At 40.9% G+C, this 14,678-nt stretch carries 14 protein-coding genes; 1 reads left to right on the forward strand and 13 read right to left on the reverse strand.

The window, feature by feature from the left end; genetic code table 11:
* From tadF to JC606_RS02730, 11 genes are read right to left on the reverse strand one after another with little or no spacing between them, the layout of a single operon-like run.
* The gene (tadF, locus tag JC606_RS02680) at positions 1–585 is read right to left on the reverse strand and encodes a tight adherence pilus pseudopilin TadF (RefSeq protein WP_102424796.1); all 585 of its coding nucleotides are present in this window, start codon (positions 583–585) and stop codon (positions 1–3) included.
* A complete protein-coding gene (locus JC606_RS02685; RefSeq protein ID WP_198777841.1) occupies positions 575–1,111 on the reverse strand; it encodes a TadE/TadG family type IV pilus assembly protein in 537 nt (178 codons plus the stop codon). The genes tadF and JC606_RS02685 overlap by 11 nt, the downstream gene beginning before the upstream one ends.
* A complete protein-coding gene (locus JC606_RS02690; protein ID WP_198777843.1) occupies positions 1,108–2,238 on the reverse strand; it encodes a tetratricopeptide repeat protein in 1,131 nt (376 codons plus the stop codon). Before JC606_RS02690 ends, JC606_RS02685 begins: the two co-directional genes overlap by 4 nt.
* Positions 2,235–3,101, reverse strand: a complete 867-nt coding sequence (locus tag JC606_RS02695) for a type II secretion system F family protein (protein WP_198777845.1) — start codon at positions 3,099–3,101, stop codon at positions 2,235–2,237. Before JC606_RS02695 ends, JC606_RS02690 begins: the two co-directional genes overlap by 4 nt.
* Complete coding sequence (locus JC606_RS02700) at positions 3,101–4,015, reverse strand: type II secretion system F family protein (RefSeq protein WP_137408758.1); 915 nt, start codon at positions 4,013–4,015, stop codon at positions 3,101–3,103. The genes JC606_RS02695 and JC606_RS02700 overlap by 1 nt, the downstream gene beginning before the upstream one ends.
* Complete coding sequence (locus tag JC606_RS02705; protein ID WP_198777847.1) at positions 4,012–5,277, reverse strand: CpaF family protein; 1,266 nt, start codon at positions 5,275–5,277, stop codon at positions 4,012–4,014. Before JC606_RS02705 ends, JC606_RS02700 begins: the two co-directional genes overlap by 4 nt.
* Positions 5,274–6,467, reverse strand: coding sequence for an AAA family ATPase (locus JC606_RS02710; RefSeq protein ID WP_004737216.1), 1,194 nt, complete (start codon positions 6,465–6,467; stop codon positions 5,274–5,276). Before JC606_RS02710 ends, JC606_RS02705 begins: the two co-directional genes overlap by 4 nt.
* A 2-nt stretch (positions 6,468–6,469) precedes the next feature.
* Positions 6,470–6,931 (reverse strand): hypothetical protein, encoded by a 462-nt coding sequence (locus JC606_RS02715; RefSeq protein ID WP_004737215.1) that lies wholly within the window; start codon positions 6,929–6,931, stop codon positions 6,470–6,472.
* On the reverse strand, positions 6,931–8,256 hold the full coding sequence (locus JC606_RS02720; protein WP_198777849.1) for a type II and III secretion system protein family protein: 1,326 nt from the start codon (positions 8,254–8,256) through the stop codon (positions 6,931–6,933). Before JC606_RS02720 ends, JC606_RS02715 begins: the two co-directional genes overlap by 1 nt.
* A 1-nt stretch (position 8,257) precedes the next feature.
* On the reverse strand, positions 8,258–9,034 hold the full coding sequence (locus JC606_RS02725; RefSeq protein ID WP_198777851.1) for a pilus assembly protein CpaB: 777 nt from the start codon (positions 9,032–9,034) through the stop codon (positions 8,258–8,260).
* A 54-nt stretch (positions 9,035–9,088) separates the two neighbouring features.
* Entirely contained in the window at positions 9,089–9,301 is a 213-nt protein-coding gene (locus JC606_RS02730; RefSeq protein WP_004737212.1) for a Flp family type IVb pilin, read from the reverse strand.
* Positions 9,302–9,512: 211 nt separating this feature from the next.
* Here JC606_RS02730 and JC606_RS02735 point away from each other — a divergent pair, with 211 nt between their 5' ends.
* The gene (locus JC606_RS02735; RefSeq protein ID WP_198777853.1) at positions 9,513–9,971 is read left to right on the forward strand and encodes an A24 family peptidase; all 459 of its coding nucleotides are present in this window, start codon (positions 9,513–9,515) and stop codon (positions 9,969–9,971) included.
* Here JC606_RS02735 and JC606_RS02740 read toward each other — a convergent pair whose 3' ends face one another.
* Together JC606_RS02740 and JC606_RS02745 are read right to left on the reverse strand one after the other, a co-directional pair.
* Positions 9,972–10,856, reverse strand: a complete 885-nt coding sequence (locus tag JC606_RS02740; protein WP_008216276.1) for a LysR family transcriptional regulator — start codon at positions 10,854–10,856, stop codon at positions 9,972–9,974.
* A 566-nt stretch (positions 10,857–11,422) separates the two neighbouring features.
* The gene (locus JC606_RS02745) at positions 11,423–14,440 is read right to left on the reverse strand and encodes a M6 family metalloprotease domain-containing protein (protein ID WP_198777855.1); all 3,018 of its coding nucleotides are present in this window, start codon (positions 14,438–14,440) and stop codon (positions 11,423–11,425) included.
* Between the last annotated feature and the right edge of the window lie 238 nt (positions 14,441–14,678).

Consider the following 14,678-nt stretch of genomic DNA (forward strand, 5'->3'; position numbering starts at 1 on the left):
TTAAACCCTCGCAAATGAATAAGAAGAACTCACAAGACGGAAAACCTCACCGTTCGCGATACCAATCAGGTTTGTTGGGATTTCGTAGCACAATGAAACCTGATACATGGGTAATCTGCGCCCTCTGGAAGTGACGGGAAGCATTTCAATCGCTTTTTCTTTGGTGATATCGCTCATGTCAGGAAAGTCACAACCTTGTATGTTTCCTTTGGTTAGCGTCTTTTGAACCCTTCGGTAGTTCAATTTACCTCCAGAAACGGCAGCCTCTTCGAGCCTTATCTCATCAATTCGCATTCCGAATTTGGTTTTGTCAAAGTTCGGAATCATCCGCTTCATCGAAGCCGAAGCAATTGCAAAGGCGTTATGTTCTGTTTTCCTGCAATCACCTGCGCAAATATCCATCTTGGCGTTAAATAACTGCTTCCGCTCTGCGAAAATCGTGGTCATTGAATATGTAGCTCTGTCCAATTGGCCTTTCTTGTTAATCGCTAGCATGTGGTTCACTACAACTAAGAAAATGCCAGAAGCAAAGACAAGCACCATCGCCAGTTCAACCGCAAACGATCCTTTTTGTTTAACTTGCACAACCTGCCCCCTGACCAATTTTGAAAGAGCATCTTTCATACTCTTGGATCGTAATAACTTCGCGCTTTATCGGCATATCTGGGAACCAAATAGACACAATGGGATCGTAAGTGTATTCCAAAGCGTAAACTGCAAGTGCCATGTCTTCTGGTTCATCTTTCTTATCCGGACACTTATCTGCAGTAGCATAGTTGTCCGTGCATTTCAGAAAACCTTCGTAGTCTCGGAAATAGTTCACATGAATGATGACGCTACCCTCTTTAACGACGTTGCTCCATAGCGCTCCACCGGCTTTGTCCAACTCATCTTTGATCATTTGCCCGTAGTTAATCGATTGACTACTACTCGAGTCACCCGCTTTTTTGGTTCTCATCACTGCCGTTGTTAATGCGTGGTCAGTCATACTCATTGAAAACGTCAAAATACAGATCTCAACCCACCCGAAGACAATCGCGAGGAAAATTGGAATACCCATAGCGACTTCAACCGTTAATGCTCCCTTTTGCTTACGTTTAAACGATCTCATAAACGGACATACCTTTTCTTGGTGTAATCAACAACAAATGCTCCTTTAATATCAATGCTATTCAGAAACGCCTTGGCTTCATCTAGGTCATTGAAATCACCTATGCAGTAGCGCTTCCACAGCCCATGTGTATAGGAATACACAGCGCCATAGTTTGTTTTCAAATAATTCAAAAAGTCTGAAGGAATTGCAGTGTACGTTGCCAAAACTTGTACGCGATAAATAGGCTTTGCGTTTGGTTTAAGCTTTCTAGGATCAAGTACAGAACCACCGACATTGTGTTTAGACGCTTGAAAGTCTTTGGTAGCATCAAGCTTGCTCACACGTGATGTTGGGGCAACAAAGCCACCTGAATTCACTTGAGAGCCAATAAGCTGTTGTTCCATCTCTATTGTTGACTGTGTCACGATATTCTTCCCTCCGCTTTTAGATATTGACATCATTAACGCTTTAAGTTGCTTACGCGCTTGTTCATCACTATTTGAATGTTTCAAAACCTCGAGCGCGATATCTGGCCTTTGAGATTTAACTGAAGAAAGAATCAAGTTAGAGCTCACTCTTTGATCATTAGGATTCGAAAGGTATAGGTCATATAAAATGTCCGTCGCACCTAAATAATTAGCCTGCATTATTTTCACCACGGCAATGTTATTACCGGCCTCTCTATCAGATGCACCTTGTTTACGACTCTCTTCAAAGTGTTCGATGGCTTTGACAAACTGCTTCTGCTGAGCCAAAATTTTTCCGGTTAAAAGTTGATACTCATATTCGGTACCTCCTTCGTCGCGGTATTTATTTAGCTCTTCTAGCGCGCGTTCAAAGTTCTTTTTCTGATAGTAAATTCGAGCATTAGTTAGTATGTATTCCGGGTTATCAAGGTTGCTCTCGCTATAGGTATTGCGATATAGCTCCGCCGACTTGATATCCTTTAGGTCTAAATACAGGTTAACGAGTTTTACTTTATATATAGGGTCAGATTGTATGTTTGCTTTGTAGAACTCGATAAGTTTCTGCGAATCGCCGGCCCCTATGAGTAGTTGTTCTTTGGTCTCAAGTTGATTATTCACGGTTGTACAACCAGAAAGTAAAGCGAAGAGCACAGTGATAAATAAATACTTTTTAATCACATCAACATCCTTAAAATACCTGGGGCAGCAATGAGAACAACAATAGGAACCATGATAAAAGCAATCAGAGGGATGGACATTTTTGCCCCCATCTTCCCAATTCTTTCTTCCAGATCCATCATGTTCAATTCTCTGATATCAGTCGCTAGCGTTGCCAGCACAGGGCCTACAGATGAACCAAACTGCAAGCTCTGCACCATGGTCATCACAAAGCTTTGCGATTCACTGGTTGGTACAAGGTCGTAAAACTCCTCTAGCGCCTTTTCCAAACCAACAAGGCGTGAACGTTCCACCGTAACTCGGACAACATGAGCAAGATTGCTATCAATAGAATGAAGTTCCTTAGCTAAGTATTCCAGGCTCGATTCGATAGTCATCCCGGTATGAACACACACATTCATCAAGTCGAGTAAAAAAGGTAGCCTCGAACTAATGTGTTTAATATTGGCTTTCCCCCGAGTAGACACATAAGCATCAGGGGCAATAACAAACGCTAATAACGCGCCCAATAAATACAACAAAGAAAACAGTACTTCGGTTTCTCCGCTATAAAAATCAAAGCCAATAAGAATCAAGCAGATACTAAAAGGAACGATTTTAAGGAGGTAATAAGCATCGGCGAGAAAGTCACTATAAAAACCCGCCGCTACTAACTTGCGTTTAGTTTCATCTTTATTAAAACTGATTCGAAATAATATCGATTTAAATAAGTCGGTTCGCTTCTTTTCTTCGCGTGTCGAACCAATAATTCTTCGGGTTTCAATATTTGCTCTGGTGTTGTCCCAAAATCGCAAGCAGTACGTGGCAAGCACCATTGAAACTACAAATATCACGCCCCAAATACCCAGGGTTTTCATGTCCATTAGTTAACACCCCGCAATATCAGCCAAATGCAAAAGAACCCGAGCAGCTCACTTACTAGAACGTAATAAAAAATCGGCTGACCAGCCTCTTCGAACATCACGAAGCTGTAGTTCTCTGGGCTGGTGAACTTTAAAATGATCAGGAATATTACTGGTAAGCAAGCAATAATTTTTGCTGATGCGCGCGCTTCAGAGGTCAGCGCATTCTTTTTCTTCTCTACCGCTCTCGAATCAAACATGAGTCGGTTAATTTTGTTGATGACATCTTTCAGCTGACCACCTCGTGCTAGGTTGATTCGGATTGTTGAAGCGAAGAAAAAATATTCTAAATAAGGGAATGTATTGCTGCTTCGTTCAAGTACGTCGTCAGGGGCCTCACCTATCAGTAGGCGCTCAGCCATAAATTTGAACTCTTTACCTACCTCGTTATCAAGCTGCTTACCAACATATTCGAATGCATGGATAATACTTTGCCCAGAAGATATCGCCCCGCTCAGAATATTTAAGGCATCTGGAAAATTAGTTTTAAACCGGTCCATCTGTCTCTGTTTGAGCTTGTTATAGAAAACGAAGAACAAAACGGGCTCAGCGATCATCAGGCAAACAGGGTAATCCTGTCTTAAGAAGAACTCATTGATGGCATACACCGCTGACGCAGAAACACAGACAAACAAAATAAGCTTCAGCGACATATTAGGCTGAAATACCTTGACCATCTTCTTATAGCTTTTCCGGAACCTGGCTTTGTAGCTCTCTTCAAACTGCTGAGAATCAATAACAGCTCGAACGCCTTTTACCCCTTCGAATTCAGCCTCCATCTCGATCAAGCTACTCAACTTTTTGTTTTGACGAGAGCGATGAATAAGGAAGTAGATCAGCAACGCGCTCCATGACGCAATCAGAATGAATGTCATGAGAAGATCTCCCTGACCGCTTGCTCTAGCCCGAAAAACTTAGCACGTTCATAAATGACAGAGCGGGTTGATAAACCGGGGGTCCTGAACTCACCGACCATTTTCCCATCTTTAAAATCAGAGCTCGCCTCGTAACGAAAAATATCTTCCATCACAACGCTATCCCCTTCCATTCCTATGATTTCCGAAATGTACATCACCTTACGGCTGCCATCATGAAGACGCTTTACCTGAACAATCAGGTCTACTGCACTAACGATGGTTCTGCGTATTGCAGATATCGGCAGGCTAGCGGTTGCCATCATCACCATGCTCTCAGTACGAGCAATCGCGTCGCGTGGTGTATTGGCGTGCAATGTCGACATAGACCCATCATGACCGGTATTCATCGCTTGAAGCATCTCGAACGCTTCTCCGCCACGACACTCACCAACAATGATTCTGTCTGGGCGCATACGAAGAGCGTTGATCACGAGATCGCGCGCGGTAATTTCACCCGTTCCTTCAACGCTGGCTTGTCGAGTTTCAAGCCTAACGATATGCGGCTTTTGAAGCTGCAATTCGGCAGCATCCTCTATGGTAACGATACGTTCGCCTTCACCGATGAAACCAGATAACGCATTGAGTAGCGTTGTTTTACCTGAACCTGTACCACCAGAGATCAATATGTTGCATTTACAGTGGCTAGCAATCGACAAAAGCTTGGCCATCTCAACAGACATAGCACCAAACTCTGCAAGGTTCTCGAGCTTAATTTTCTGCTCTTTGAACTTACGAATAGAAATAGAAGTACCATCAATCGCCAGCGGAGGTATTACGATGTTGACACGGCTACCATCCATTAAGCGTGCGTCACAAAGTGGCTTAGATTCATCAATACGGCGCCCTACGTTAGAGGCGATCCGCTTAGCTATAGTGTTTAACTGCTTCTCGTTAACAAATTGAATTGGCGACTGTTCTACCTTGCCATTGATTTCAATGAAGATATCCGAAGGTCCATTGATCATAATATCCGAGATATCATCGTTATCGATCAAGGCTTGCAGTGGTCCCAAGCCTTTAAGCTCATCTAGCAGTGCCTTAACCAAATCGACCCGTTTCAAGGAGCTGACTTGCAACTGCTTCTTGTCGATCAAGATATTTACGGAGTCTTTAAGCTGCTCTTCAAGCTCTTGATTACTAATTTCGACGAGTGACGCCGCATCCAACGCATCGAAAATCTCATCGCGAAGTTGAATGTAGATTTCTTTTAATTGATTCATTTTCTAAACAAACTAAAGCGTGATTTAGGTTTAATTTTCTTACCCGTCAATGTCGCGACTATACTCAGCACAGCAGACGAGGACTTGGATTTAAGCAACTCATTGATGCCTTGCTGGACCACCATCTTCTCGAGCGACGGCTCATACATGAAGTCAATGCTGTCCTTGGCTTTGATCCGCTCTTTAGCGCTAGCGAGTGTCACCATAAAGTCCTTTGCCGGCCTATTTAAATTGAAAATGATTTGGTGTTCGGATTTACCTATCTTTTTCTTCAAAGAGTTATAAGAGCGCAATGAAGACACCGACGGTTCACAAACAATAAAGATGCGATGGTACTTATCTGACAATTCCTGATCGTGCATTTCTTCGTAACAAGACAACGGCGCTGAATCGATAATAAAGTTATATTGATCAATCAGTTGATTAGAAAGGTTGTAGAGCGTCGACGCGTGATCAGAGAGACAAGCGACGTTCTTCTCTAACACCAAATAATCAAGCTTGTCTTTCACCGGGTGTACGTAGGTCTTGGCGATGGCACTGTCGATATCAATTTGATTCAAATCGATACTGTTGTGTTTAGCTTTTAAGCCTTTCACACCGATATAGATGTCGCTATTCAAAGCCCCTGAGTCATGATCGACTAAAAGCGTTTTTAAATTCGCTTGTTCAGCCAAAGAGTGAGCCAAGACTGAACTCACATATGAAATGCCAATCCCACCCTTGGTTCCGAGTACTAAAATACGCTTAGCAACACGCGTTTTTTTAACGGTGCTTTCACCCTCTTGCGTAGACTTAATTGCCGCAAGTAACGCATCAAGCTCAGAATCCCACAGCACATACGTCGCACCTAAAGCGTGCACTTGGTTACGCAGCTTTATCGAGTCAACATCACATAGAACGAGTAAAGAGATGTTCACATCCAGTCGAACCGAAATCTCAGAGACTTGCTCTATTACGTTTGGTGCACTGCGAAGGTCCAATACAACATGGTTCAGCTTGATGTTTGACTGATTCCAAGCACCGTCTAAATCAATATCGGTCACCTCAATAGGTTTGGGAAAGCCTTCGATTGCGTAAAGATCTTGGATCGATGCAGTTAGCGTGCTGTCGTCAGAAACAACCAAGTCTGTCGCTTGAACCGACGATTTCATTTTCGACGACGAGTTACGAAATAAAATATCTAAGTCCATCGCTACTTCGCCTTTTTGATTGGGTTAACCAAGCTAATGTTACGGTTGTGCTCAACACTACAGCCAAATTGGTAGTCCTCACGTTTCGAAAACACCATCACGCCGCAATCACTGCTTTTAATGCGAACGTATCGCCCTATGATCAGGATGTTTTTCTGCTGGTCATCAGCAGCAAGCTCGACTTTATATCTGTCTTTGGCAATCGACTCCGATTTAAACCTATCTCGAAACTTAGCTACGAACTCACTCGCATCTGGCTTGTATTTGACGTAGAACGTTGACTTAGGCTCTCTTGCATTCAGCTCTCGAATAAAAGCCACAGAGCGTGACATTGAATCTTCGCTGATCGTTGTATCAAACTCGAAGCGTTCTTCTAGTTGCTCAATAACACTGGTGTTCGTGCTATCAACATGCGTACAAGCAGAGGCAAGCAGTACTAGTAGAGTAATAGCGATCCATTTCATCAGTTGAACCCTCCTTGGTTGATTGTGTTTTCTAGCTCTGGCTCATCAAGTTCAGAAAGGTCGATTCTCAGGAGTCGTTCAAGGTCGCTGGTACGCCTAAAGCTCGGCAGTTTGACCTGCTCTTGCTCAACTGGATCGACTAAATTAACCGTAGCGACGATAATGAGTTCAGTTTTAGAGCGGTTAGTAGAGGTGTGACTGAACAGTGCGCCCAAGATTGGGATGTCACCCAAAATTGGAATCTTGGTTAACGATTCACGCTCTTCTGAAGTCAGCAGTCCTGCGAGCACAAAGCTTTGGCCATCTTTCAAATGGACCGTAGTTTGGGCTCTTCTAGTACGTAACGAAGGCACGGAAATAAGCCCGGTCGTGGTCTTATTTGATTCATCAATTGAGCTCACTTCTGGTATCAAGGTTAAGCGGATGTTCTCTGTATCCGTGACCTTTGCCACCATCGCCAATTTAACACCATACTCTTTATAGGAAATGGTAATGCCATCTTCGTCTCGCACCGCGATTGGGATTTCACCACCCGCTAGGAAGCTAGCCTGTTCGCCAGAAATAACGGATAGATTGGGCTCTGCCAGCACGCGTCCAATCTTGTCATCACCGCTCGCAGAAATAACAGCAACAATATCCTGAGCGGTAAAGTCGAGCAGCTTATTAACAAAAGTACCTGGCTCACCGCTGTCACTATAAGTCACACCCAACTCGGTTAAAAATGAACTCGAGACTTCCGCAACCGTTAGTTTTACGTTGATCTGCTCGGTGGTAAGCACTTTTAAGTTATTAATCACTTGGTCGTAGTTGTATTGTGCGGTGTACTCTATTTCGTCGAGCGCTTCACCGTCTGCATCTTTGAGTTCGTAAGCGGCACGACGACGTTCTTTATTAAGCATTTCACCGACAAGGCGGTTGATCTTCTGTTTAATCTCTTCACTGCCAACAATACCATCGAGTACCACTTGATCACCGATATTGGAAACCACTACGTTTTCATCAGGGAATCGTGCGATTAGCGTCTGCTTTAGTAGCCTTAGACTTTGATTAACCACCAATTCAGCATTGTAAATTTCGTTTCCGCCACGATCATAAACAATCACTGAAGTAGTGCCTTGGCTAACGCCATAAACGACAACCTTGTTTCCATCAATAATTTTGTAGTCAGCGATCTCTTGGTTCGCTACAAATACTGTCGATATTTGTCTCTTTAAATTAATGGTCTTCGCCGCACCTTGATCTAAGTTCATTAATTCAGATGCGAGCAATGGGCAAGAGAGAATTGCAGACAATAGCAAGGCTATATGTTGTTTGTTTAAATTCATGTTAGTCCTTACCACGTAGTTCTCTGACACCAAACTGTGTTTCTAATAAGTCACTACTGCGAATAGATAAATAGCGGTTTTCAATTTCTGAAGGAATAATATTTACATCCCCAATTTTTTGAGCCATTTCGAGTTTCAATACACTGCGCATATTTAGAGCAATAACTAAGCTGTATTTTTTATCTTCAGCATCTTGTGAGTCGGTATCTTCGCTACCTTTAATCACCTGTAATACTCGCGCTCCACTAATAATGACTCGGCTGACCAAGTCACCGATGTCTCCATATCCACTCTCTACTAGGTTTGATTTTGAAGATGTAGTAGAAACAAAGCTCACTTTATCGCCAGGAGTAAGGGTCGATGTTTGTACAACCCCGATGCCTGTTACTTCATAAAAATAAGGCAATTCGCCATCATTAAGCGACAGATACATATAATCTCGGTCTCCTGGGTTTGAAATCATCTCTTGTGTTAAATAAGTACCTTCTTTGATGTCTTCTTTAAAAAGAGCCCCAGGTTGAACAACAATGTCTTTTTCTAAGGTATAGTAATAGCCGTCTAAATCCGATATATGGACAAACTTCTTCTCGTAAAAATTGGGAGTCAAGGGTTGAGAGCGCTTGATCTCTTGTTGAGCGACTAAAATACTCACTTTGAGTTCTTCTTTTTTCTGGACTTGTTGTGGCTCTTTGTCCGATGAAATATAATTACTGTTGATATATATCAATGTCGAAAAAATAGAGAAAGCGATAAGAAGGAGAATAATAATTCTGTTCATATTAAGCCTAAAATAGGGGCCCAAGCCCCTTAATATAATATTATTTGTGGCCGTTTAATTGCCTGTAGTTGCAGTAGTCAAGTTGGCTGTAACCGCATTCAACGCACCTGTAATTGCATTTTTAAGCGCATCTGTTTGAAATGCAGCAAGTACTAAAGCTGACATTACAACAGCGATAATTGCATATTCCACCGCAGTAACACCGCGAATATCATCTTCGAACTTCATTTTTAGTTCAGCTAGTTTTGCTAAAGTTTGGTAGTACATAGTAATCCTCTAAAAAGTATATCGACCATTGGTCTTATTGAAATTGCGAAATGAAAGTTACCGGATTAAGAAATATACATCCAATTAATAGTTATTATGATCGCATAACAGAATCTTATTTAATAGATAGATAAACTATTTTTATGTCTTCATAATAATTATTAATTACAATTTTATTGATATTAGAACCAATCATAGATACCCTTTACTTATGAACATAGAAATAATAAATTACTCATTTTTAATATCCTTAAATCTCTCAATACTTTTTTTTGTATGTATTTTTGATTGGAAACATAGAAAAATACCAAACAACTTAAATAAAGTTGCATTGGTAGTTAACCTGTTTGTAGCCTTATCAAACGGTTATTTGGCTTCATCCCTGCCGATCTCTATTGTGTGCTTCGCTGTTGGAGTTTTACTTTGGTACCTAAAAGTACTTGGTGCTGGCGATGTTAAGTTACTGGCGGCATTGATCGTTGGGGTTCAACCGAATCTAGTCATCGCAGCCTTGATTTCTATAGGTTTTATGGGAGGTATTTTAGTTATATTGATGTATGTGGTAGGTAAGGTTAAGCGTTTCAATATCTACAAAAAAGGTATCCCTTATGGGATACCTATTGCTTTAAGTTGTTTCATTTTCAGTACAATTTCAACATTATCAAATTAGTCACATAATATTATGCTTTATTCCTGATTCTGAAATATCACTAATCTGAAAAAGTTGCTGTATTTTATCTTTTATTCCTAAAGTTTCGAGTTCTTGTGAAATTTCATCACTACACCAGACATACATATTTACTTTCTGACGTAACGGGATTGTCTTACACTTTTCATCACATACCGACCACTCAGGAAAGATCAAAACCGTCCCGTTAGTATCGAGTTCATTTTTTAACAATTGGCATGAGCTTGTTTTAACCCAACTTGTTACGTGAGATGTTTCAACATTGTAGTCGTTTAATAGCTCTTGAACATATGACTTAGACAAAGAACTGCAAAAAACAACTCTCTGTGGATAGCACTCATAAGGGTCAAGGGAACAAGAATACGCGATCACATAGTTTACCGTTTTTAATTGATAGGACTTTCCGTTCCCCTGTGAAATTCTATCCATAGTAAATATTAAGTCATAACGCGACAACTCCAATGAAGAAGACTTAGTAAAACTGTTTATGGATAAGTCGATATTGTTTAACATTCGAAATTCATTAATGACTCGATTGACCAAATCGAAACAAAATGACTCGTCGATCGCTATGTTAAATTGATCTCTTAGCTCCACTTTCTCTAGATCTTCAAATAACCTCTCATACATGGACATGGTTTGGTCAGCATAATCCAGTAATACTTTTCCATGTTTAGTCAGTAAAAACCCTTCTTTTCGATCAAAAATACTTGCCCCTATTGTACTCTCGATCTTTTTAATATGTTGAGATACCGCGGGCTGTGTCATAAATAGAGACTCAGCGGCAGCTGTAAAACTTTTGTGCTTAGCAACGTGTGAAAATGTTCTTAAATATTTTACGTCGATAGATCTGTTGACGTTTTTCATGGTGAAAACTACCCCGATGTTGCGTTGTTCTATTAATTATTCTTATTAAAAATCAGCGTAAAAGTAACAATAGTGTCATTCAGATACAAAAAAACATTATTTATATAGTCATAAGTAATGTTTATATCCATCTACATAAACAAATACATTTCCCGAACCAACAACTGATTCACAATCCTTATGTGCTTTTACAAACAACATATTTAACTTGTCATTCGTTTTCCTGAGCCCTTACACAACACATGCTCAACACTAATGACAATAAACACAATTATAACCAAAAGCTATACATCGACCACCTTTAAGGTGCAATAAAAGCTCTGAAATTTATGTAAAAATTCGTCATTTATAAGACTTCAGATGAAAAGTCACTCAAAAACATGATTGTTAAAATTTGTGATCTAGATAGCCATCAAGTGAAACTAAACACCTATAAATATTACTTAATTCCAAAAAATGCGACAAAATACGCTGTTTTTATTCTGAAATGAGGTTGGGCAAGACACAAAAAAGGGCTAATAATCGTAGCCCTTTCCGTATATGCATAATTATATTATGGTTTTATTTCAACACTTCATTCGTAACCTAGAGAGTAAGCAGAGTATAAAAAGAATAAGAAATGATGAGCTGCCTCCTGACGAATCACCTTGATTCAATGTCACCTCTGATTCATTGGAAACATTAGGCAAAACTTCTATATCAAAAGAACCAACCCACTCATCACCATCGGACAATAAAACCTTATATTTAATATTGTCATATAAAGCCAGCCTGCGCTCTGCAGGCGCATTATAAACAATCTGAGCATCGATTATATTAGCTACCCCATTACGCGGGGCTTCAAAAATATCTAACGTTTTCACCTCACCATTTATATTTGGAAACAATTTTACCTCATCGCCATATTTGACTTGTAGAGATTTCGTTTCCAACAACAATGCCTTCTTTCTTCGCACATCAATAGTGACCGACTGTTCGACATATCCACCTACGGGGTCCGCCACCTTAACACTCAATCGATACTTTTCACCTTCCAACGCTCCTTTTGGTACATGTATAGTCAATGTTTTCGATTGTGTACCACTCAATGCTAATCTAGCACCTTCTGTCTGAGTCCAAGTGACCTGATGTTCAGCTGAATCAACATCAGTAATCGTCGTTACTTCGAATACCACTTTCTCACCAGCTACAGCACCAACCTGAATCTTATTGAGCTTAAATTGGGGAACATCATTAACCGGCCTAATTTCAACCTCAACAGTCGCGTAATCACTTTGGTATCCACCACCATCAACAAGACGATACGTAAAACTATCTCGTCCAAACTGGTTGTTCGAGGGGAAATATGTAATACCTCTGATAACACCTTTCGCAGGCTTACGACCTATCTCAATGGAATACGGGTGAGATGTAGGCAAGTTGAGGTCATTGGCCAATAAGTTGAGCATAAACGGACTGTCTTCTTCCGTAACGACAGAGTCATCTACCACAATAGGCTTGGATTGGCTTTGTTGTTCAAAAAGTACCGCAAAAGGGAAGTTTTGGCCGAAGCCACGGCTCAGACCTCGAGTTTTATACTCAGATATTGCGCCTAAGAATTGCGTTTTCCTCTGTCCGTCACCCAAGTAAGCATCTAAAAACTGTGTTGAATATTCAGGTGTCCCGTTTTCAATTTCTAACACCAGTAACTTGGATCCAATTCCAAGCTTTACAGGCTCATCAAAAATAACCTGCCCACCACCTTGCTGCGCAACACCTCGATGCAATAGACGTCCAGCAGCTTCATTAATCACTGCATTACCAAATCTTGATTGAAACGGGTATTCAACCAGGCGATAAAACATCGGCATAGCAACACTCGTCGCCTTAGCGTAGAAGTGTAGCCCTACGATATCCTCACGCCCCTCAACAACGTCAATGGCGAACCCAAGTACGTTTGTATTTGTACTATAACGTGGATAAGTTCGGCCAAATGACGTGACCCAAGACGACTTAGTGGTCGCATCGGGAATAGCTAACGAAAATGTTGCCTTATCAGCATCACTACTAATATTTGAGATGGTTACATCGGTACTTCTTCCCGCAGTAATGTCAGTCAAAGATGGTTCAGAGTCATCGGAGAGATTCGTCACTGTCTCTCTACCGGGGAAAATATCGCCCGAGTCGCCGGATGAAAACCCACTCTCGAGTAGCCCATCGCCATCAGCCTGAAATATCTGAACCTGCATCGGCCCATCACTATTGAACTGGTTATCTATATTTACCGCCGTAATGAGCAAGCCTTCGCCATGAAGTGCTTGGTCATAATCGGTTTTGCGTCGGTTCTCTATATAAGCTCGAGGCCCAAATTGCTTTAAGTATGGGTCAAGGTGAATCACGCTTTCCCCCTTAATAGTGCCAATTTGGACCTGGCCGTTCTCTGAAAGAACGGTTGGCTTAAGAAAACCTGACGCCTCTTTACTCCATGCCAGCATGTTTACTGGAGTCTGACCTGCGTATTCGTCGCTAGGCTTTCTTGCCCAGCTTCCGCCTCCCATCAAACCCCAATGTCCAATTGAGCCGTCATGCTTATAAGAGTAAAGATCCGGCAAACCCAACATTAAATGCCCAAGTTCGTGCGCTACTACTCCCATGGTTGACTGATGATCGTCTTGATAATCAGCAAACAAGCAATAAGCGCTGATTCGCTTTCCATCAATCTCGACGGTACTGTGAGCGTACTTATGAGGCCAAATCGTTGGAGTCTTTCGTGTACCGCTAGATTTATCATTACCCGCAAAGACGAACATAACGGAGAGTTCTTGAGGTGAGATGCTATCGTCATTGTTCGAGTCGTATTGAGTAAGATTGAAATCCACGTCTAAGGCTTCATACGCTTTTTCAAACACATTATTGAGTTTAGTTTGGCAATTACGCTCTGATTTGGAGTGGCAGTTTGGATGTTCAATATCTAGAGTGACATTAATGACACCGTCATTCTTTGTTCCTTCACTCTCTTTCGCTGGAACAACTTTATAGTTACCGTAGCTATTTTTTAGAAAGTAATCTTGGACGCTTTGTTGATTGGTTCCAAATATCGTCGACTGAAAGTCATGGTCCACCTTTTCGTTTGAAAAGCTAACTTGTACCACTAATAATGGCTGCTCTATGATTTTATTATTTAAAGCTCGGCTTTCATGCGAACTTTGGTTCCTTATATAATTAAACCTCTTGTTGTTAGCCGCGGGTGATTCAATTAGTTCATTGAAATATGTTGGCTCTATTTTTATATGCCTAACATTAGATTCAGAAGGTACATCTGTCTCACTCGAAGCTAGAACTCCAGTGGAAACTATTCTGCCTTGCTCTTCTTCATTCTTTTCATATCTAGCAAAATACCATTGACTGTCAGAGTCTTGGATATAGAGGCTACCTGTTTGGTCTTGATACCAAAACATATGCTGAGAGCCCATTAACCGCAGTTCTTTAGAACTGCCGTCAACAAAAGTTATCGTATGCCAAATTGGTGCAGGTAAAGTGCTTGCTTGTACTGTAATAACAGCTAATAACGCTGTTATTACAGTACAAATTAGTTTTGTCCTCATTAGGATAATCCCATTAATAATTCTTTCTCAATAAGAGATAATTGATGCGTTAAATGCAACGCGACTTTATCAATGGGGATTTACGTAAACCAATTAAGTTTCTAACTAAACCTATAAATATTAATTATACCTAATCTTATATAAATTTAATTTATGACAGTATAAATAATATAATTAAATGGGAAGGCTGAATAACCCACCCATTTTTAATCAGAATAAAAGCGCATTAAAAAGGAAG

Origin of the sequence: Vibrio sp. IB15, assembly GCF_016406055.1 — a bacterium.
In the GTDB taxonomy this organism is placed as follows: Bacteria; Pseudomonadota; Gammaproteobacteria; order Enterobacterales; family Vibrionaceae; genus Vibrio; species Vibrio chagasii.

What these genes read in the sequence shown, in the direction of transcription:
- JC606_RS02685 (WP_198777841.1), bottom strand. Translation starts at nt 1,111, where the DNA reads ATGAGATCGTTTAAACGTAAGCAAAAGGGAGCATTAACGGTTGAAGTC.
- JC606_RS02695 (WP_198777845.1), bottom strand. Translation starts at nt 3,101, where the DNA reads ATGGACATGAAAACCCTGGGTATTTGGGGCGTGATATTTGTAGTTTCA.
- JC606_RS02700 (WP_137408758.1), bottom strand. Translation starts at nt 4,015, where the DNA reads ATGACATTCATTCTGATTGCGTCATGGAGCGCGTTGCTGATCTACTTC.
- JC606_RS02705 (WP_198777847.1), bottom strand. Translation starts at nt 5,277, where the DNA reads ATGAATCAATTAAAAGAAATCTACATTCAACTTCGCGATGAGATTTTC.
- JC606_RS02710 (WP_004737216.1), bottom strand. Translation starts at nt 6,467, where the DNA reads ATGGACTTAGATATTTTATTTCGTAACTCGTCGTCGAAAATGAAATCG.
- JC606_RS02715 (WP_004737215.1), bottom strand. Translation starts at nt 6,931, where the DNA reads ATGAAATGGATCGCTATTACTCTACTAGTACTGCTTGCCTCTGCTTGT.
- JC606_RS02720 (WP_198777849.1), bottom strand. Translation starts at nt 8,256, where the DNA reads ATGAATTTAAACAAACAACATATAGCCTTGCTATTGTCTGCAATTCTC.
- JC606_RS02725 (WP_198777851.1), bottom strand. Translation starts at nt 9,034, where the DNA reads ATGAACAGAATTATTATTCTCCTTCTTATCGCTTTCTCTATTTTTTCG.
- JC606_RS02730 (WP_004737212.1), bottom strand. Translation starts at nt 9,301, where the DNA reads ATGTACTACCAAACTTTAGCAAAACTAGCTGAACTAAAAATGAAGTTC.
- JC606_RS02735 (WP_198777853.1), top strand. Translation starts at nt 9,513, where the DNA reads ATGAACATAGAAATAATAAATTACTCATTTTTAATATCCTTAAATCTC.
- JC606_RS02740 (WP_008216276.1), bottom strand. Translation starts at nt 10,856, where the DNA reads ATGAAAAACGTCAACAGATCTATCGACGTAAAATATTTAAGAACATTT.
- JC606_RS02745 (WP_198777855.1), bottom strand. Translation starts at nt 14,440, where the DNA reads ATGAGGACAAAACTAATTTGTACTGTAATAACAGCGTTATTAGCTGTT.